We start from the raw sequence: 18,126 nt of genomic DNA, 5'->3' as shown, positions 1-18,126 counted from the left end.
GACGGCACCCCTTCCTCACGTCACTTGTTCAGGTGGGACCAGAACTCGTCGAACGACAGCAGCTTGTCGCCGTTGAGGTCGCGGCTCTTGATGATCGCCTCGGCGACCGCCTCGGTCACGTTCCAGTCGCCGCCCTGAGCGAGGGCGGACTTGAACTCGGCGGCGGTGATGGTGCCGTCCCCGTCCGCATCGATGCGCTCGAACTGCTTGCGTGCTTCCTCGATGTCGATGTGCGCCACCGGTCCGCCCCTTCACTCGCGTTTTGCTCGCGTCTGTCGTGTTGTGCTGGCATGCTGCCGCAGGTCAGATTAACCGCCCGCCGGCGCCTCCAGCGCGGCGACCACCAGGCGAACTCCATGCGTGCGCCGATGCGGGCAGGTCAAGGGGCAGGACGGGGCGGCCGTGGCGGAGACCTTGCAGGAGCTTCTGGAGGCGGCGGCACGGGGTGTCTTCCCAGCCGAGGACGGCCGTACGACGGTCGTGCCCCAGCCCTCGGCCCGGAACGCGGGCGTCCTGGCCTTCACGGCGCACTCCGTCGTGTTCACGGACGAGGATCCGGACTGGGTGTACGCCGCGCTGCGCGACGTCGGCTGCGACGCGCTGGCCGCGCCGATGAACCCGCGCTTCCTGGCGGCACTCATGGAGCGGACGGGGCGTGCGGCGGAGACCATCGACGCGGTCCTGGTCGGCTCCCCGCTGCCCGGTGAGCCGCCGCTCAAGCTGAAGGAGATCGAGGACGCCGAGCACCCCCGGATCGTCTACGCCCGACCCCGACGGGACGACGTACGCGCGTGGGCGGTGGAGGGCGGCGTGCTGGTGACGGGGCGCGGGGTCGCGGGCCGCCTGGAGGTCTCGGTCGAGGTGGACGAGGACGTACGGCACCGGGGGCTGGGGCGGCTGCTGGTGGGCGCGGCCCGGCATGTCGTCACGGAGCCGCTGTGGGCGCAGGTCGCGCCGGGGAACGCCCGCAGTGTGCGGGCGTTCCAGGCGGCCGGCTACCGGCCGGTCGGCGCGGAGCTGTTGCTGCACGCCTGGTAGGCGTCAGTGCCAGGCCTCGAAGTGCGGGTTGCTCCGGCAGTCGCTCATGATCTCGACCTTGGTGGTCTTGTCCACCGGGCAGGCACCGATGACGTACTTCCGGTCGATGCCGCCGGGGAAGGCGACCTCCACCTGGTCGGCCCATTTGTGGGTGTCGCCGATGGTCTTGTTGACGTCGATGCCGCCGGGTGCGTCGATGTAGTAGTTCCAGCCCGACTTCCACCACTTCTTGTAGAGGTCGTGGTCGTAGGTCGTGGAGACGTAGGGGGAGGCCTGGTTGACGAGGACGTACTGCTCCAGGTCGTACTGGCCGTCGATGACGTCCCTGGGCCGGAAGCCCTCCTCGAAGACGATGACCGGGCCGCGGCCGTCGGCCCGGTAGAGGGTGCCGCAGCCGGTGCGCCAGGCCGGTTCGGGGGTGATCCGGTCGACGTCGACGCGGCGGTCGGCGGCGGCCTTGACCGGGTCGTCGTACTGGACGGGACAGGCGGCGGCCGGGCCAGGGGCGGCGACCCTGACGGCGGCCGCGCGGGCCGGTGCGGGGGACTCGGGAGCCGTGGCGGCGGTCGTGGCGAGGACGGCCGAGAGGGACAGGACGGCGGCAGCGGCCCGCCGCCGCAGGCGAGTTGAGATCATGGGAAGCACGATCCCGGGCCCGTGACAGCGGGCCTTGGATCGTCACCCGTACGGCGTCGTGTCCGCTGAACGCCGGTCAACTGGCGTTCCGTCAGCGGAAGATGCCCGTGTGGCCGAGGGAGTAGCGGCCCGGCTGCGGGTAGACGGCGAGGCCGTGCGGGCCGCTGCCGACGGAGACGCGGGCGAGCTGTTCGCCGGTGCGGGTGTCGATGGCGTACACCTCGGAGTCGTAACGCCCCGACAGCCACAGCACCTTGCCGTCCGCGGAGACGCCGCCCATGTCGGGGCTGCCGCCGTCGGGGAGGTGCCACTTCTTGGTGATCTCGTTCTTGGTGAAGTCGAAGACGGAGACGGTGCCCTCGCCGCGGTTGGACACGTACATCTCGCGGGAGTCGCGGCTGACGTAGAGGCCGTGGCAGCCCTTGCCGGTGGGCAGGAGGGTGGGTTCGGTGAACTTGTCGCCGTCCAGGACCCACATGCCGTGGGCCATCATGTCGGCGATGTAGAACCGCTTGCCATCCGGTGAGACCTTGACGTCCTGCGGCATGGCCCCGTCGAAGGGCAGTTTCTGCTGTCCGACGACCTTCATCTTCTCGGTGTCGACCTTCAGCAGCTCACCGCTGAACTCACAGGACACGATGAAGTACCTCCCGTCCAGGGAGAAGTCGGCGTGGTTGACGCCGTAACAGGTGACCGGCTCGGTCCTGAGCCGCTTCATGGTGTGCGGATCGCGGAAGACGAGTTCGCGGTCGAGGGAGGCCATGACGATGGCGTACTTGCCGTTGGGCGTGAAGTAGAGGTTGTACGGGTCGTGGACCTCGACCTCCTTGCCCGCCTTGCCGGTCTTCGGATCGATGGGGGTGAGGGTGTGGCCGCGGTTGTTGTTGACCCAGAGGGTCTTCAGGTCCCAGGACGGGACGACGTGCTGGGGCTGGCGGCCCACGGGGATGGTCTCGACGATCTCGTACGTCTTCGGGTCGATGACGGAGACGGTGTCGGACTCGGTGTTCGGGACGTAGACGCGGGACGGGAAGTCCTTGACGACGGGGGAGAGCTTGTTGGGGCGATCGGCGGCGTACACGTCCTTGGGGTCGAGTACGGGGGGCATGCCGGGCAGTCCCTGGACGGTGTCCTTCTTCGCCGGGGCGGGGATGGCGGCCTGGGTGCCGTGGCGGGGGTCCGTGGCGGGGCGGCTCTTGTCCTTGGGGGACTCTGTGCCGCAGGCGGCGAGGGCCAGGAGGCCGATGCCGGCGAGGAGGGTGCGGTGGGTGAGGTTCATCGGCAGGTCTTCCGGGGGTGGCGGGGAGGGCGGCGACTGCGACTATTTAATGAGCATTGGGTGGGAAAACGTGTTATTTACCCAATGCCGGGGTTACGCGGGTCGCCATCGACCAGTTGATTCCGCCCCGAACGCCGGACGGGCGGGGGCCGCGCCGCCATACCCGGCTGAAGCGCCGGAGGCAAGCGTCAGCGGTCCGCCACTCGCATCTCGAACCACGTCGTCTTGCCGCGCGGCAGCAGGTCCACGCCCCAGCGGTCGGAGAGTTTGTCGACCAGGAACAGGCCCCGGCCGCTGATGTCCATCTCCTGGACCGGCATCAGACAGGGCAGCCCCCGGGACGGGTCGCGGACCTCGATGCGGATCCAGCCGCGGCGGCGGCGCATGCGGAGGCCGAAGACGCGGGCGCCGGTGTGGCGGACGGCGTTGCCGACCAGTTCCGAGACGAGCAGGACGGCGTCCTCCGTCATCTTCGGGGTCAGGCCCCACTGACGCAGGACCACCACCTGCGTCAGTCGTCGCGCCGTGGCGGCCGACTCCGGGCGGGAGGGGAGCGGAACCTCCGCCTCCGTGGGATTGCCGAACAGCTCAAGCGCCTTCGCAGCAGTTTCGTCCTCGACCGCCGGCGACCAGCGCGCCGCAGTCGCACGGCCGTGTCCCCGCGGCTGTTCGATACCCTCCAGCCCCGCCATGCCCCCATCATGGCCGCCCGCGGGGCACTCCGGGGCCGTTCCGGAGGAATACATCCCCCGGAAGCGGTCATTCCGCAGGACCCGGTTGGCATATGACGGGGGCAGTTCGGAGCCGCCCACAGCCCAGCCGACCTGCGACGAAGGGTCGGTTGGCGGCAATCGACAGGCTCCCTCGACAAGGCACGCTTAAGGCTGCCTTAAGGCTGCCATAAACCGCCCCATCGAGGGACCCGGATCAGACGTCCTGTCAATTGCAAGTGGTTCGGCGGAGTTTCAGTCCCGGATTTCCCGACGGTCAGAGGAACTTGGCCTTGCCCGGCCCCTCCTCCACGAAGCTCCGCATACCCCGCTCCCGGTCCTCCGTGGCGAACAGGCCCGCGAACCAGCCCCGTTCGACCGCAAGGCCCGTCTCGATATCCGTCTCCAGGCCCGTGTCGATCGACTCCTTCGCGGCACGCAGCGCGATCGCCGGCCCCTGAGCCAGCTTCGCCGCCCAGGCGTGCGCCTCGGCGTAGACCTGGTCCGGCGCCACCACGCGGTCCACGAGGCCCAACTCCCGGGCCTCGTCAGCCTTCACCATACGGCCCGTGAAGATCAGGTCCTTCGCCTTCGACGGGCCGATCAGCCGGGCCAGCCGCTGGGTGCCGCCCGCGCCCGGGATCAGGCCGAGCAGGATCTCCGGCTGGCCCAGCTTGGCGTTGTCCCCGGCGATCCGGAAGTCCGCGCACAGCGCCAACTCGCAGCCACCGCCGAGTGCGTAGCCCGTCACCGCCGCGACCACCGGCTTCGGGATCCGGGCCACCGCCGTGAACGACTCCTGCAGGGCCCGGGCGCGCAGGACCATCGCCGCATGGTCCATGGCCTGCATCTCCTTGATGTCCGCGCCCGCCGCGAACACCTTCTCCCCGCCGTAGATCACCACGGCCCGTACGTCATCACGTCGGCCCGCTTCCTCGGCGAGTTCCTTGAGCCGGTCCTGGGTGGCGACGTCCAGCGCGTTCATCGGCGGGCGGTCGAGACGCAGGGTGCCGACGCCTTCGGCGACTTCGAGATTCACGGTCATGCCAGCAGGTTAACGGGGACTAACGGCCACTGCTCGGGTGCGGTCGATCACACTCGGCCGGGGGTCTGGGGTTGTCCCCCAGGCAGACGCGGCACGGGGACCAACGAGGTCGGCCCCGGTGCAGGACCTCGCAGCGAGGTCCTGCACCGGGGCCGCACGTCAGCGTCGTGGCCGTAGGCCATCACATCGGCGCTACGCCTTCCACTTCTCCCACGACATGTTCCAGCCGTTGAGGCCGTTCTCCGGGGCCACCGTCCCGTCCGCGGAGTTCTTCACGACCACCACGTCGCCGATCATCGAGTGGTTGTAGAACCACGCCGCCGGGGTGTCCTTGCTCCACGCGCCCTTGACGTCGCGCAGGCCGACGCAGCCGTGGCTGGCGTTGGTGTTGCCGAAGGCGCCGCCGGCCCAGTAGTTGCCGTGGATGAAGGTGCCGGAATCGGTCAGGCGGATGGCGTGCGGCACGTCCTTGATGTCGTACTCGCCCTCGTAGCCGACCGTGTCGCCGTTCATGCGGGTCTGGACGAACTTCTCGGTCATGACCATCTGGCCGTTCCAGGTCTCGTAGCCGGGCGCGCCGGTGGTGACGGGGATGGTCTTCACGACCTTGCCGTCCTGCATGACCTTCATCTTCTTGGCCTTGGCGTCGACGACCGAGACCTGGTTGCGGCCGATGGTGAAGGTGACCTTCTTGTCCTGCTCGCCGTAGACGCCGTCGCGGCCCTCGACGCCGTCGAGGTTGAGGTCGACCGTGACCTTCGTGCCGGCCTTCCAGTACTTCTCGGGCCGGAAGTCGAGGCGGTCGTTGCCGAACCAGTGGCCCTCGACCTCGACGGCCGGCTCGGTCTTGATGGTGATGGCCTTCTCGACGTCCTCGGGGCTGGTGATGCCCCGGTCGAAGCGGATCGAGAACGGCATTCCGACACCGACCTTGGAGCCGTCCTCGGGGGTGAACCGGCCGAGGAAGGTGTTCTTCGGTGTCAGGGTGGTGAAGTCGGCCTCCTTGGCGGCCTTCAGGCCGTCGGAGTCCTTGGCGACCGCGTGCACCGTGTACTTGGTGGCGGCGGCGAGGTGCGTGGACGGCGTCCAGGTGGCGCCGTCGCCGGATATCTTCCCGGCTATCGCGTTGCCCTTGGTGTCCTTGACCTCGACATCCGTCAGCCTGCCCTTGGCCGCGGTCACCTTCAGCGCCCCGCTGGTCTCGACGGACTTGGCGCCGTCCCCCGGGGCTATGGTCACGACGGCGCTGGACTTCTTGGCCTCCGCGGTGGAGGCGTCGCCGCCCTTGCCGTCACCGGCCCCGGAGTCCGATCCGCCGCCCCCGCCGCACGCGGTGACGGCGAGCAGCAGCACTCCGGCCATCGCCGTCAGCCCCTTGCGCCCACGCCTCCCGCGCGCGTCAACCGACGCCCCCGATATCGGCCGCACGTTCAAGTCCTTCTCCCCTCCCCCGGGCCTGGTCAGGCCCGCGCGCCCGCGCATTTGCCACGCGCATCGGCGCATATTAACCACAAGGCCAGGGCGCCGACGCCGCGCGTTTGTCACCGTTCCGTTCCAACATCGACGGACGGTCGGCCGGGCGGCCAACCCACCCCCCTGTCCTGTTACTTCACCGCACTCCCTGTCTTCCACTCCTTCCAGCCCATATTCCATCCTCCGAGGCCATTGTCGGGAGCGACCTTTTTGTCGTTGCTGTGGACGACCTCGACGACGTCCCCGACCAGGCTCCGGTCGAAGAACCAGCCCGCCGGCGTCTCGGAACCGCCGCCCTTGACGTCCCTGAGCCCCACGCATCCGTGACTGACATTGCTCCGTCCGAAGATGGAGGCGTCCGCCCAGTAGTTGCCGTGCAGGAAGGTGCCGGAGTTGGTCAGGCGCATGGCGTGCGGGACGTCCGGGATGTCGTACTCGCCCTTGCCGTCGGCCTTCTTGAAGCCGACCGTGGCGCCGTTCATCCGGGTCAGTTCCAGCATCTCGGTGACCACCATCTTGCCGTTGTAGGTGGTGTTCTTCGGAGCGCCGGCCGTGATCGGCACGGTCGTCAGGAGCTCGCCGTCGCGCCGGACCTCCATGGTGTGCTTGGCCGCGTCGACGACGGAGACCTGGTGGCGGCCGACGGTGAAGGAGAACGTCTTGTACTGCTGCCCGTACACCCCGGGCGCCCCCTCGACGTCCCGCAGCCGCAGCGCGACGGTGACCTGGGTGCCGGGCTTCCAGTAGTGCTCGGGGCGGAAGTCGAGGCGGCCCGGGCCGAACCAGTGCGGGCGGATCTCCACGTCGGGTTCGGCGGTGACCTGGATGGCGCGTTCGACGGCGGCGCGGTTCTCGATCTCGCGGTTGAAGTCCAGGGAGACGATCATCCCGGTACCGACGGTGGAGCGGTTCTCCGGGGCGACGTATCCGATGAACCGCTCCTCGGGGACGTACGTGGTGAATGTCGTGTGCCGTGCGCTGCGGCGTCCGTGGCCGTCGACGGCCACCGCGTCGATCGTGTACTTGGCGGCCAGCGCGAGCGCGGGGTCCTCGGGCTCCCAGCGCCGGCCGTCCGCGGAGATGCGCCCGGGCACCGGGGTGTCCTGGGCGTCCTGGGACTTGACGACCTTCACCGACTCCAGGCGTCCGCTGAGCACGCGGACCAGCAGCGGGTCGTCGGGGCGGGCGCCCTTGGACTCGTCGTCGGGCGTGACCCGGATGACGTCCTCGGGTGCCCGGGGTTTGCCCAGCGTCCGGTCCGTGCCACCGCCGTCCGAAGTGCAGCCGGCAGCACCTGCCAGCAGTCCTGCCCATGTCAGTACGGCGGCCAACACGGCCCTCGCGCGCCGCGCGCGCCCTTGTACGTGCCTCACGAAGACCCCAACGACCGGGGTGGCCCCGGGGAAACGTGAGTGCGAGCCCGGCGGTGGGCAGAACAGTGGGGAGGACGACGCGATGGGGAGCCGCGGACCGGGACACCGTGGGCTCTCTTTCCCTGTGCGTGTGTATGCGTGTGGTCCATGAGCCGTGGGAGGCCGACAGGTGTCGAGCGCAGCCGAGCAGGAGGCGGTGGCCGGGGCGGTCGCCGCTGAGGAGGGGCGCCCGGCCGCCGTCGTGAACGGGGCGCAGCGCAAGACCCCTGCCGTGCCGGTGTGGCCGGGCGCGCCGATGCCGCTCGGTGCTCGCTTCCGGGTCGGCCCGGACGGGGTGGCGGGCACCAACTTCGCGCTGTGGGCGGGGGGCGCGGAGGCCGTCGAGCTGTGTCTGTTCGACGCGCAGGGCAAGGAGACCCGGGCCCGGCTCACCGAGCTGACGCACGAGATCTGGCACGGCTTCGTGCCGGGGATCATGCCGGGCCAGCGCTACGGCTACCGGGTGCACGGCCGCTGGGACCCGTGGACCGGGGGCCGCTGGAACCCGGCGAAACTGCTTCTCGACCCGTACGCGCGCGCGGTGGACGGCGACTTCAGTCTGCCGCCCGAGGTGTACGGGCATGTCCGCGACTGGCCCCAGCAGCATGTCGCCGACACCGTGCGCGACGACCGGGACTCGGCGCCGTACGTCCCGAAGGGCGTGGTCGTCCACGACGACGCCCCCGACGACGAGTGGATGGACGACCGACGGCCGAAGACGCCGTGGGCGGACTCGGTGATCTACGAGGTGCATGTACGGGGCTTCACCGAGCTGCATCCGGGGATACCGCAGGAGCTGCGGGGCACGTACGCCGGGCTCGCGCATCCGGCGGCGATCGAGCACCTGGTGAAGCTGGGGGTGACGGCGGTGGAGCTGCTGCCGGTGCACCAGTTCGCGCACGAGGACCATCTGCTGCGCAAGGGCCTGCGCAACTACTGGGGCTACAACTCCATCGGCTACTTCGCCCCGCACGCGGGCTATGCCGCGTCCGGTACGACCGGTCAGCAGGTCGGCGAGTTCAAGGCGATGGTGCATGCGCTGCACGCGGCCGGGATCGAGGTCATCCTCGACGTGGTCTACAACCACACCGCGGAGGCGGGCGAGCTGGGCCCGATGCTGTCGCTGAAGGGCATCGACAACCGGGGGTACTACCGGTTGCAGTCGGACGCGCGCAGGTACGCCGACTACACGGGCTGCGGCAACACGCTGCACGTCGTGCAGCCGCACGTGCTCCGCCTCATCACCGACTCGCTGCGCTACTGGGTGACCGAGATGGGCGTGGACGGCTTCCGTTTCGACCTGGCGGCGGCGCTGGCCCGTTCCATGCACGACGTCGACATGCTCTCGCCGTTCCTCGCCGTGATCGCGCAGGATCCGGTGCTGCGGCGGGTGAAGCTGATCGCCGAGCCGTGGGACGTGGGTTCGGGCGGCTACCAGGTGGGCGCGTTCCCACCCCTGTGGACGGAATGGAACGACCGCTACCGCAATGCCGTGCGGGACTTCTGGCGGGGCGCGCTGCCGGACGTACGGGACCTGGGGTACCGGCTGTCGGGGTCGAGCGACCTGTACGCGTGGGGCGGACGGCGGCCGTACGCCTCGGTCAACTTCGTGACGGCGCACGACGGATTCACGCTGCGGGACATGGTGTCCTACGAGCGCAAGCACAACGAGGCGAACGGCGAGGGCAACCGGGACGGCTCGAACGACAACCGGTCCTGGAACTGCGGGGCCGAGGGCGAGACGGACGACGAGCGCGTGCGGACGCTGCGGCGCCGGCAGTTGCGGAACCTGCTGACGACCCTGCTGCTGTCGACGGGCGTGCCGATGCTGGTCGCGGGCGACGAGCTGGGGCGGACGCAGCGGGGCAACAACAACGCCTACTGCCAGGACAACGAGATCAGCTGGCTGGACTGGGGGCTGCTGGAGGACCCGGGCTGGAAGGCCCTGTTCGACCTGACGGCCCGGCTGATCGAGCTCCGCCACCGGCATCCCGTGCTGCGCCGCCGCGCCTTCTTCTCCGGGCGGGCCCATTCGGCCGACGGCCTGCGGGACCTGGCCTGGTTCACCCTGCGCGGCTCGGAGATGACGGAACGGGACTGGTACGCCCCCGCCGCCACGCTGGGCATGTACCTCTCCGGCCGGGACATCCCGGGCCGCGACGAGCGGGGGGCGCCGATCCTCGACGACAGCTTCCTGGCCGTCCTGCACGCCGGCGACCGCCCGGTGACCTTCGTCCTGCCGGGGCCGCCGTGGGCGGAGCGGTACGAGGTGGTCGTCGACACGTCAAGGGAGGAGCAGGGGGAGGCGCCGGGGGTGGAGCACCGGGCGGGGGTGGCGATCACGGTGCCGGCGCGGGCCGTGCTGCTGCTGCGGGTGCTCGACTGACTGCGCGCGCGGTTTGCTGAGGTGGCGTTGCAGTCGCATGAACTACGCGCCGGTTTCCTGGTCACGGGGCTCGGCCCGCTGATCGACTGAGAGGCATGCCCGAGATTTCCCGCCGTGCCTTCGGTGGTCTCGTCGGCGGCGGCGCCGTGACCGCCGTCGCCGCCACGGCCACCCCCGCGGCTGCCGCCGAGCCCGTCGAAGCCGCCCCCGCCGAGCGTCCGGCCGACCTGGCGCGCGACAAGCCGGAACTGCTGGCGGAGCTGAAGACGTCCTGGGAGCGGATCGCCTCCGGTCTCCTGCCCCATACGGGCTAGGTCGTGTCCGCAAAGTCCCGTCGTTCGCCCGGAAGGCGGGCCCCGCGGCGTCTGGTGCGTGCTCTCGGCGTGCCGGGCGGAGACCCTCGTACTGGACGTACTCGGGCCTTCGCCGGGTGCGGCGGTGGGGGCCCCTCCCGCTCGAGCGAACCCGAGAGTGGGGGAGCGTGCCAGGCGCCGCGGGGCAGGCGGGACTCTGCGGATACGGCCTAGCCCAGGATCCCCCGCTGGTACGCCGTGGCGACCGCCGCTGCCCGGTCGTTGACGCCCAGCTTGGCGTAGAGGTGGGTGAGGTGGGTCTTCACGGTCGCCTCGCTGATGAAGAGTTCGCGGGCGATCTCGCGGTTGGACGTGCCCTTGGCGACCAGGGCCAGGACCTCGCGCTCGCGGGCTGAGAGGGGCTCGTTGCCGGCGGCCTTCGGGGCGCGGACCGCCGAGACGAGGCGGGAGGCCACGGCCGGGGAGAGAACCGTGCGGCCCTCGGCGGCGGCGCGTACGGCCGTGAACAGGTCGTCGCGCGGGGCGTCCTTGAGGAGGTAGCCGGTGGCGCCCGCCTCGATCGCCGGGAGGGTGTCGGTGTCCGTGTCGTACGTCGTCAGTACGAGGACCTTCGCGCGGGCGCCGCGCCGGGTCAGCTCGGCGATCGCGTCGACCCCGCCGCCGCCCGGCATGCGCAGGTCCATCAGGATCACGTCGGGGTCGAGGGCCCCGGCCTTCTCGACCGCTTCCAGTCCGTCGGCGGCCTCGCCGAGGACGTGGAAGCCGGACGCGGACTCGAACATGCCGCGCAGGCCGTCCCGGACGACGGGATGGTCGTCGACGATCAGCAGGGAGATGGACGCCTCGTCACTACTCATGGCGCACCAACGGTACGCGAGCCGACACGGCCGTGCCGTGCCCCGGCTCGGACTCGACGGTGAGGGAACCGGCCATGCGTTCGGCGCGGGCGCGCATGCCGGCGAGGCCGAAGCCGCCGATGGGGGTCCCCCCGCTCGAGCGAAGTCGAGAGTGGGGGAGGCTGCGCTCGGGCAGGGCGAGCGGATCGAAGCCCCGGCCGTCGTCGCGGATGTCGAGGATCACCTCGTCGCCGAGGAAGGACAGGGTGACGCCCACCCGGGTCGCGCGGGCGTGCCGGGAGGTGTTGGAAAGGGCCTCCTGGGCGATCCTCAGCAGCGTCGCCGAGAGTTCGTCGTGTAGTTGCTCCGCGGTGCCGGTGACCGTGAACTCGACGCGTACGCCGGTCCGTTCGGCCCATTCGGCGACCGTGCCCTTCAGGGCCTCGGGCAGTCCGTCGTGTTCCAGGGCGACGGGGGCGAGATTGTGCACCGAGCGGCGGGCCTCGCCGAGGCTGTGGCGGGCGAGGGCGGACGCGCGGTCGAGGTGGGTGCGGGCGGTGGGCAGGTCGGAGGCGTTCGCGACGACCTGGAGCTGGGCGATGATGCCGGTCAGGCCCTGGGCGATGGTGTCGTGGATCTCGGCGGCCAGCCGCCGGCGCTCGTCGGCGACGCCGGCCTCGCGGGCCTGGACGAGGAGTTGGGCGTGGAGGGCCGCGTTCTCGTCCAGCGCCTGCTGGAGTGCCGTGTTGGCGCGTTCGAGTTCGGCGATGGTCTCGGCGCGGGCGCGGGAGCGTTCCTCCTGCTGCGAGGTGAGGTGGCCGACCACGGTCAGGATGACGTTGTTGACCACCAGGAGCGCGCCGAACACCACCCACTGCACGGGCTCCTTGAACGGGAGCCCCCCGGCCTGGGCGCCCGAGACGGCGATGGAGCAGACGAACGGGCCGATCCACGGCAGGCGCCGCCCGCGCAACAGTTCCTCGGAGTCGAAGTAGCCGGTGACCGCGTAGAAGGCGAAGAACGGATTCAGCCAGGTGAGCGCGAAGCCGAGGGCCCAGCGCACGGTGTAGTACACGGCGCCGGCGGTGGACGGGCCCGGACGGGTGCGGCTCGCGCGGACCCACCACAGCTGGAGTGCGAACCCCGTGGCGACCAGTCCCGCGACCGCGATCCGTTCCGCCCTGTCCGGCGTCAGCTCGGCGGTGGCGACCGACAGCAGCGTGGCGAACGCGAGCAGCCCGTACGGCCCCTTGCTGCGGATCAGCTCCCAGCGCCGCTCGATGTCGGTGTCCACCGCGGTCATGCCACCAGTCTGCACGTCCGGCCCCTACTCCCAGCGGAACCAGCGCGCGGCCGCCACCGACAGCACGACCGTCCAGGCGGCCATGACGCCGAGGTGGCCCCAGCCGGGCCAGTCCCCCGCCGTGGCCTCGTTGAGGGCCTGCGCGGCGGCGCCGAACGGCGTCAGCCCCACCACGTCGGCCATCACGTCGGGCATCGCCTGCACCGGCAGCCACACGCCCGCGCAGAACAGCATCGGGAAGAACACCGCCGTGCCGACGGCACCCGCGATCTTCACGGTCCGGGACACCGCCGAGATCACGGACCCCAGCGCCAGCGCGGCGAGGACCGCCGGCACGAGGGCGAGCAGATAGCCGTACGGCTGTCCGGGCAGTCGTACGTCGTAGGCGAGCCGCCCGACCGCGAGCGCCAGCAGCGCCGAGAGGACGGCGGCCAGGGCGTGCACCAGCATCTGTGCGGACAGCAGCGCCGACGGCCGGGCCGGGGTCGTGGACATGCGGCGCAGGATGCCGTGCTCCCGGTAGCCGGTGAGGCCCGCCGGCATCGACTGCACACCGGCGACGATCATGCCGACCAGCACGGTCACGGGGACATACGTGTCGACGATGCGCAGGCCGTCCAGCCCGTCCTGGGGCTCGCGGAACGCGGGGACGGCGCCCAGGACGGCCAGCAGCGCGGGCGGGAAGACGAGGATCCAGAAGAGGCTGCCCGGTTCGCGGGCGAGCAGGCGGGCCTCGGTGCGCAGTACGGCGGTGTTCATGGCGTGGTCTCCGTGAGGTCGTCCGTCTTCGTCGGGTCCGTCTCCGTCACGTTCGTCTTCGTCAAGTCCGTCTCCGTCAGGTCCAGGAAAGCGTCGTCCAGCGTGGCGTCGCTGACGCGCAGCTGGTGGGCGGTGATGCGGTGGCGGGCGAGCAGGGTGATCACGGCGTTGACCGTGTCGTCGCTGCCGGCCAGGGTGACCCGGCCGTCCTTGTACGCGACGGAGGCCAGCGCGGGCAGGGCGCTCAGCTCCTGCTCGTCCAGCGGCGCGGACGGCGTGAACGTGATCACCGTGGCGCCCGCGGAGCGGCGGATCAGCCCGGCCGGGGTGTCCAGGGCGGCGATCCGCCCCTTGTCGATCACGGCGATCCGGTCGCAGAGCCGCTGCGCCTCCTCCATGAAGTGGGTGACCAGCAGGACGGTCACCCCGCTGCCCCGCACCTCCTCGATGAGCTGCCAGGTGTCCCGGCGGGCCCGCGGGTCGAGGCCGGTGGTCAGCTCGTCGAGGACCACGATCCGAGGGTTGCCGATGAGGGCCAGCGCGATGAACAGCCGTTGTTTCTGGCCGCCGGACAGCTTGCCGAAGCGGGCGCCGAGCCGGTCGGTCAGGCCCAGACGCTCGGCGAGCGGGCGCCAGTCGGCGGGGTTCGGGTAGAAGGCCGCATACAGCTGGAGCGCCTCGCGCACGGTGAGTTTCTCCTGGAGGCGGCTCTCCTGGAGCTGGGCGCCGAGGACGTGCGTGACGCGGTCGTGGTCGGCGACGGGGTCGAGGCCGGTGACCCGGACACGGCCCGCGTCGGGGACGCGCAGGCCCTCGACGCACTCGACGGTGGTGGTCTTGCCGGCGCCGTTCGGGCCGAGGATGCCGAAGATCTCGCCCTCGTCGACGGCGAACGAGACACCGTCGACGACGGTTCGGCCGCCGTAGGACTTGCGCAGATCGGTGACTTCGATGACGGACATGGCCATCAGGGTCGCGGCGGGGCGGGGGCCGGCACATCGGCCGTCGCGCTCGAAGCGGCATCGGCCGATCGGTTGATGCCGCCGTACGACCCCATGCCCTCGGTCTGTACGACCCCTCGAACACGCAGGTCGTAGGACCAGCGGCCGATCGCGGACCGGCCAAAACTCGGTGGGCAGTGTCAGTGCCGATCCGTAGGCTCGCTGCTGATGGTGACGACACGTGCAACCGCCGAGGACAGCCCTGACCGTACCGGCCGATCCGACCGTTCCGCCGTGCGGACGCTGTTGCGTCTGTGGCCGTATGTGCGGCCCGTGCGGGTGCGGTTGTTCACCGCGGCGTTCGTGGCGGTCGTCGCCTCCTGTCTGTCGCTGGTCATTCCGCTCGTCCTGAAGTGGATCGTGGACGGTCCCGTCGCCGACCGGGATCCGGCCGGGGTCTGGCTCGGGGCGCTGTATCTGCTGCTGCTCGGGGTCGCGGAGGCGTTGCTGTTCGGGTTGCGGCGGTGGCTGGTGGCCCGACCGCTGGCCGGCGTCGAGGCGGGGATGCGGGCGGATCTGTACCGGCATCTGCAGCGGCTGCCGGTGGCGTTCCACGACCGGTGGGCGTCGGGCCAGCTGCTGTCGCGGGGCACCACCGACCTGATGCTGCTGCGGATGTTCCTCGCGTTTCCACTGACGTTCCTGCTGGTCAACGCCGTGACGATCCTCGTCGGCGTGATCATCATGCTGCTTCAGGACTGGACGCTCGGGCTGGTGATCCTGATCCCGGCGGTGCCCGTGATGGTCACCTGCGTGATCTTCGAGAAGCGGTACGCCACGGTGGCGCGCCGCGCGCAGGACCAGGTCGGCGATCTGACGACGGTCGTCGAGGAGAGCGTGCTCGGCATCCGGATCATCAAGGGGTTCGGCCGGCACCGCAGCCAGGCCCGGGCGTTCCGCGAGCAGTCACGGACCCTGCGCGGCACGGAACTGCGCAAGGCCCGGCTGCTGGCCGCGATCTGGGGTGTCATCGTGACGCTGCCCGAGGTGGCCATCGGGGCGGCACTGGTGCTGGGCGCGATCCAGGTGGCGGACGGTCAGCTGTCGGCGGGCACGCTGGTGGCGTTCCTGTCGACGGCACTCGCGCTGCGCTGGCCCGTCGACTCGATCGGCTTCCTGCTGGCGATGAGCCAGGAGGCGGCGACGGCCACGGAGCGGTACTTCGAGGTGATGGACGCCGAGCAGGAACAGCCGACCGCGGCAGGTACCACTGCGCCGGCCGCCACCGCTACGGCCACCGCTACCGCTACCGGCTCAGCGGGGCTCAAGGACAAGGGACTCCGCTTCCACGACGTCTCGTTCCGCTACCCCGACGCCCCCACCGACTCGCCTCCCGTCCTCACCCGCATCGACCTCCACATCCGCCCCGGCGAGTCCATGGCCCTGGTCGGCGCAACGGGCAGCGGCAAGACCACCCTCACCGCCCTGGTCCCCCGCCTCCACGAGGTGACAGCCGGCCACATCACCCTGGACGGCAAGGACATCGCCGAGCTCCCCAGAGACACGCTGCGCGAACTCGTCGCCGTAGCCTTCGAGGAGCCCACCCTCTTCTCGGCCAGCGTCGCGGAGAACGTGCTGATGGGGGCCTCGGACGGCGCGGGAGAGCCCGAGTTGGAGCGGGCGCTCGCCGTCGCGCAGGCCGACTTCGCGCACGCCCTGCCGCACGGCACCGGCACCCAGGTCGGCGAGCAGGGCCTCAGCCTCTCCGGCGGCCAGCGGCAGCGACTGGCGCTCGCGCGGGCGGTGGTCGGCAGGCCCCGCTTCCTGGTGCTGGACGACCCCTTGTCCGCCCTAGACGTGCACACCGAGGCGGCCGTCGAGGCCGCCCTGCGGGACGTGCTCGCGGAGACCACCGCGCTGATCGTCGCCCACCGCCCGTCCACCGTGCTCCTGGCGGACCGCGTCGCCCTGCTCTCCGGCGGCCGTATCACCGCCGTCGGCACCCATCACGAACTGCTGCGCACGAACGCCGAATACGCCCACCTCATGGCCGGGACCGAGGAGGCCGACCGATGACGGCGACGACCGCCACCGCACCGGACAGGGAAGAGCCGGACAAGGAGAAGCCGGACAAGGAAGAGCCGGCCGGGAAAGGGCCCCAATCCCCGCGGCCCGACGACCCCTTCGACCACGACGTCCTGCCCACTCCGCCGGGCGCCACCGCCGCCCTGCTGCGCTCCCTGCTCGCCCCGATGAAGGCGCGGGTCGCCGTCACCACGCTGCTCCTGCTGCTCCAGCAGGCGGCGGTGCAGGCGGGCCCGCTGCTGGTGGCGTACGCGATCGACACGGCCGTACCGGCGTTCCGCCGCGACGATCTCGGCCCGCTGGTCGCGGTCGGGGCCGGCTATCTGCTGTGCGCGGTGGCGTCCGGCGTGCTGCAGTACGCGTTCATCCTGCTCTCCGCCCGGGTCAACCAGGACGTGCTGCTCGACCTGCGCGGCCGTATCTTCCGCCACGCCCAGGCCCTGAGCCTCGACTTCCATGAGCGATACACGTCCGGGCGGCTCATCTCCCGCTCCACGACGGACGTGGAGTCCCTGCGGGAGCTGCTCGACGAGGGCCTGCAGGAGCTCGTCACCGTCATCCTCTCCTTCGTCTACATCGCGGCGCTGCTGCTCTGGCTCGACCTCGGCCTAGGTGCGGTGGCCGTGGCCTCCTTCGCGCCGCTGTACCTCCTCGTACGGCGCTACCGGCGGCGCGCCGCGCGCGTGTACACCGTGCGGTCCACCGCGATCGCAGCCGTGATCGTGAAGTTCGTCGAGACGATGAACGGCATCCGCCCGGTGCGCGCCTTCCGCCGCGAGGCCGTCAACGACGCCGACTTCCGGGTCCTCAACACCCGGCACGAGCGGACGAACGGCGACGCGCTGCTGGAGATGGCCCGTTACGTCGTCGGCTCCCGGCTCGTCGCCAACACGGCCGTCGCGGGGATCGTGCTGTGGGGTGCCTACCGGGTCGCGGGCGGCACGCTCGCCCTGGGTGTGCTGGCGGCGGCCGTGCTGTATCTGCGCCGGCTGTACGACCCGATCGACCGGCTCGGCATGTTCCTCAACTCGTACCAGTCGGCGGCGGCCTCCCTGGAGAAGATCGCCGGACTGCTCGCCCAGACCCCGTCCGTGCCCGAGCCGCAGGCACCCCGGCAGCTTCCGGCCCTCGAATCCGAGCACCCCGGCCGCGAGGTCGTCTTCGACGGCGTCCGGTTCGGATACCGCACCGGCGGCGAGGTGCTGCCCCGCTTCGACCTCACGTTCCCGGCCGGACAGACGGTCGCGGTCGTCGGCTCCACGGGCGCGGGCAAGTCGACGCTGGCCAAGCTGCTCGCCCGCTTCTACGACCCCTCGGACGGCCGGGTCCTCCTCGACGGCGTCGACCTGCGCGAGCTCGCCGTGCCCGAGCTGCGGCGCGGGGTGGTGATGGTGACGCAGGAGGCGTTCCTGTTCTCCGGCACGGTCGCCGAGAACATCGCCATCGGCCGCCCCGACGCCACCCGCGAGGAGATCGAGCAGGCGGCGAAGGCCATCGGCGCGCACGACTTCATCAGCTCGCTCCCCGACGGCTACGACACCGACGTACGCAAGCGGGGCGGCCGTATCTCCGCCGGTCAGCGCCAACTGGTCGCGTTCGCCCGGGCGTTGCTCGCCGACCCGGCCGTGCTGATCCTCGACGAGGCGACCAGTTCCCTCGACATCCCCGGCGAGCGGGCCGTGCAGCGTGCGATGTCGACGGTGCTGCAAGGGCGTACCGCAGTCGTCATCGCCCACCGGCTGTCCACGGTCGAGATCGCGGACCGCGTGCTGGTCATGGAGCACGGGCAGATCGTCGAGGACGGCACTCCGGCCGAACTCGTCGCGGGGACCGGCAGGTTCGCGGATCTGCATCGGGCGTGGCGGGACAGTCTGGCGTAGTCGGGCGGCACGAGGAACGACGAACGGGG

Annotated in this window: 16 protein-coding genes; 5 read left to right on the top strand and 11 right to left on the bottom strand. The window is 70.9% G+C overall.

The window, feature by feature from the left end; genetic code table 11:
• Positions 1-20: 20 nt before the first annotated feature.
• Complete coding sequence (locus tag ACZ7L5_RS35435; RefSeq protein WP_328879202.1) at positions 21-239, bottom strand: EF-hand domain-containing protein; 219 nt, start codon at positions 237-239, stop codon at positions 21-23.
• A gap of 163 nt (positions 240-402) precedes the next feature.
• Between ACZ7L5_RS35435 and ACZ7L5_RS35430 the strand changes: the two genes are divergently transcribed.
• Positions 403-1,038, top strand: a complete 636-nt coding sequence (locus ACZ7L5_RS35430) for a GNAT family N-acetyltransferase (protein ID WP_471522166.1) — start codon at positions 403-405, stop codon at positions 1,036-1,038.
• Positions 1,039-1,041: 3 nt separating this feature from the next.
• Here the strand turns inward: ACZ7L5_RS35430 and ACZ7L5_RS35425 are convergent, their stop codons facing one another.
• From ACZ7L5_RS35425 to ACZ7L5_RS35400, 6 genes are all read right to left on the bottom strand, one after another.
• A complete protein-coding gene (locus ACZ7L5_RS35425; RefSeq protein ID WP_471522164.1) occupies positions 1,042-1,674 on the bottom strand; it encodes an ADP-ribosyltransferase in 633 nt (210 codons plus the stop codon).
• Between the two features lie 91 nt (positions 1,675-1,765).
• Positions 1,766-2,953: a YncE family protein gene (locus tag ACZ7L5_RS35420; RefSeq protein ID WP_471522163.1), complete on the bottom strand. Its 1,188-nt coding sequence runs from the start codon at positions 2,951-2,953 to the stop codon at positions 1,766-1,768.
• Between the two features lie 188 nt (positions 2,954-3,141).
• A complete protein-coding gene (locus ACZ7L5_RS35415) occupies positions 3,142-3,645 on the bottom strand; it encodes an ATP-binding protein (RefSeq protein ID WP_328879206.1) in 504 nt (167 codons plus the stop codon).
• A gap of 295 nt (positions 3,646-3,940) precedes the next feature.
• The gene (locus ACZ7L5_RS35410) at positions 3,941-4,708 is read right to left on the bottom strand and encodes an enoyl-CoA hydratase/isomerase family protein (protein ID WP_328879207.1); all 768 of its coding nucleotides are present in this window, start codon (positions 4,706-4,708) and stop codon (positions 3,941-3,943) included.
• A 192-nt stretch (positions 4,709-4,900) separates the two neighbouring features.
• A complete protein-coding gene (locus ACZ7L5_RS35405; protein ID WP_471522161.1) occupies positions 4,901-6,142 on the bottom strand; it encodes a L,D-transpeptidase in 1,242 nt (413 codons plus the stop codon).
• Positions 6,143-6,312: 170 nt separating this feature from the next.
• Positions 6,313-7,554 carry a L,D-transpeptidase gene (locus ACZ7L5_RS35400; protein WP_471522159.1) on the bottom strand — a complete coding sequence of 414 codons (1,242 nt, stop codon included), beginning with the start codon at positions 7,552-7,554 and terminating at the stop codon, positions 6,313-6,315.
• 169 nt (positions 7,555-7,723) lie between these two features.
• Between ACZ7L5_RS35400 and glgX the strand changes: the two genes are divergently transcribed.
• A complete protein-coding gene (glgX, locus tag ACZ7L5_RS35395; protein ID WP_471522157.1) occupies positions 7,724-9,979 on the top strand; it encodes a glycogen debranching protein GlgX in 2,256 nt (751 codons plus the stop codon).
• Between the two features lie 95 nt (positions 9,980-10,074).
• Positions 10,075-10,293: a hypothetical protein gene (locus tag ACZ7L5_RS35390; RefSeq protein ID WP_471522155.1), complete on the top strand. Its 219-nt coding sequence runs from the start codon at positions 10,075-10,077 to the stop codon at positions 10,291-10,293.
• Positions 10,294-10,502: 209 nt separating this feature from the next.
• On the opposite strand, the gene ACZ7L5_RS35385 is transcribed toward ACZ7L5_RS35390, so the two are convergent.
• Genes ACZ7L5_RS35385 through ACZ7L5_RS35370 form a run of 4 tightly spaced genes read right to left on the bottom strand, consistent with a single transcriptional unit; the run spans position 10,503 to position 14,153 of the window.
• A complete protein-coding gene (locus ACZ7L5_RS35385; protein WP_471522153.1) occupies positions 10,503-11,150 on the bottom strand; it encodes a response regulator in 648 nt (215 codons plus the stop codon).
• Positions 11,143-12,432 carry a sensor histidine kinase gene (locus ACZ7L5_RS35380; protein ID WP_471522151.1) on the bottom strand — a complete coding sequence of 430 codons (1,290 nt, stop codon included), beginning with the start codon at positions 12,430-12,432 and terminating at the stop codon, positions 11,143-11,145. Before ACZ7L5_RS35380 ends, ACZ7L5_RS35385 begins: the two co-directional genes overlap by 8 nt.
• A 24-nt stretch (positions 12,433-12,456) precedes the next feature.
• On the bottom strand, positions 12,457-13,191 hold the full coding sequence (locus tag ACZ7L5_RS35375; RefSeq protein WP_471522149.1) for an ABC transporter permease: 735 nt from the start codon (positions 13,189-13,191) through the stop codon (positions 12,457-12,459).
• A complete protein-coding gene (locus ACZ7L5_RS35370) occupies positions 13,188-14,153 on the bottom strand; it encodes an ABC transporter ATP-binding protein (RefSeq protein WP_471522147.1) in 966 nt (321 codons plus the stop codon). The genes ACZ7L5_RS35375 and ACZ7L5_RS35370 overlap by 4 nt, the downstream gene beginning before the upstream one ends.
• A gap of 207 nt (positions 14,154-14,360) precedes the next feature.
• Here ACZ7L5_RS35370 and ACZ7L5_RS35365 point away from each other — a divergent pair, with 207 nt between their 5' ends.
• Positions 14,361-16,208, top strand: a complete 1,848-nt coding sequence (locus ACZ7L5_RS35365; RefSeq protein ID WP_471522145.1) for an ABC transporter ATP-binding protein — start codon at positions 14,361-14,363, stop codon at positions 16,206-16,208.
• Positions 16,205-18,097, top strand: a complete 1,893-nt coding sequence (locus tag ACZ7L5_RS35360; protein WP_471522143.1) for an ABC transporter ATP-binding protein — start codon at positions 16,205-16,207, stop codon at positions 18,095-18,097. The genes ACZ7L5_RS35365 and ACZ7L5_RS35360 overlap by 4 nt, the downstream gene beginning before the upstream one ends.
• Positions 18,098-18,126 lie beyond the last annotated feature (29 nt).

This window comes from Streptomyces sp. NPDC107528, from assembly GCF_055639295.1.
Note: the sequence above shows the minus strand (reverse complement) of the source record. Positions and strands in the feature narration are given on the sequence as shown.

Bases quoted from the DNA above. Each gene is read 5' to 3' on its own strand.
- ACZ7L5_RS35385 (WP_471522153.1), bottom strand. From the start codon at position 11,150: ATGAGTAGTGACGAGGCGTCCATCTCCCTGCTGATCGTCGACGACCAT.
- ACZ7L5_RS35360 (WP_471522143.1), top strand. From the start codon at position 16,205: ATGACGGCGACGACCGCCACCGCACCGGACAGGGAAGAGCCGGACAAG.
- ACZ7L5_RS35410 (WP_328879207.1), bottom strand. From the start codon at position 4,708: ATGACCGTGAATCTCGAAGTCGCCGAAGGCGTCGGCACCCTGCGTCTC.
- ACZ7L5_RS35420 (WP_471522163.1), bottom strand. From the start codon at position 2,953: ATGAACCTCACCCACCGCACCCTCCTCGCCGGCATCGGCCTCCTGGCC.
- ACZ7L5_RS35415 (WP_328879206.1), bottom strand. From the start codon at position 3,645: ATGGCGGGGCTGGAGGGTATCGAACAGCCGCGGGGACACGGCCGTGCG.
- ACZ7L5_RS35365 (WP_471522145.1), top strand. From the start codon at position 14,361: ATGGTGACGACACGTGCAACCGCCGAGGACAGCCCTGACCGTACCGGC.
- ACZ7L5_RS35375 (WP_471522149.1), bottom strand. From the start codon at position 13,191: ATGAACACCGCCGTACTGCGCACCGAGGCCCGCCTGCTCGCCCGCGAA.
- ACZ7L5_RS35380 (WP_471522151.1), bottom strand. From the start codon at position 12,432: ATGACCGCGGTGGACACCGACATCGAGCGGCGCTGGGAGCTGATCCGC.
- ACZ7L5_RS35390 (WP_471522155.1), top strand. From the start codon at position 10,075: ATGCCCGAGATTTCCCGCCGTGCCTTCGGTGGTCTCGTCGGCGGCGGC.
- ACZ7L5_RS35425 (WP_471522164.1), bottom strand. From the start codon at position 1,674: ATGATCTCAACTCGCCTGCGGCGGCGGGCCGCTGCCGCCGTCCTGTCC.
- ACZ7L5_RS35370 (WP_471522147.1), bottom strand. From the start codon at position 14,153: ATGTCCGTCATCGAAGTCACCGATCTGCGCAAGTCCTACGGCGGCCGA.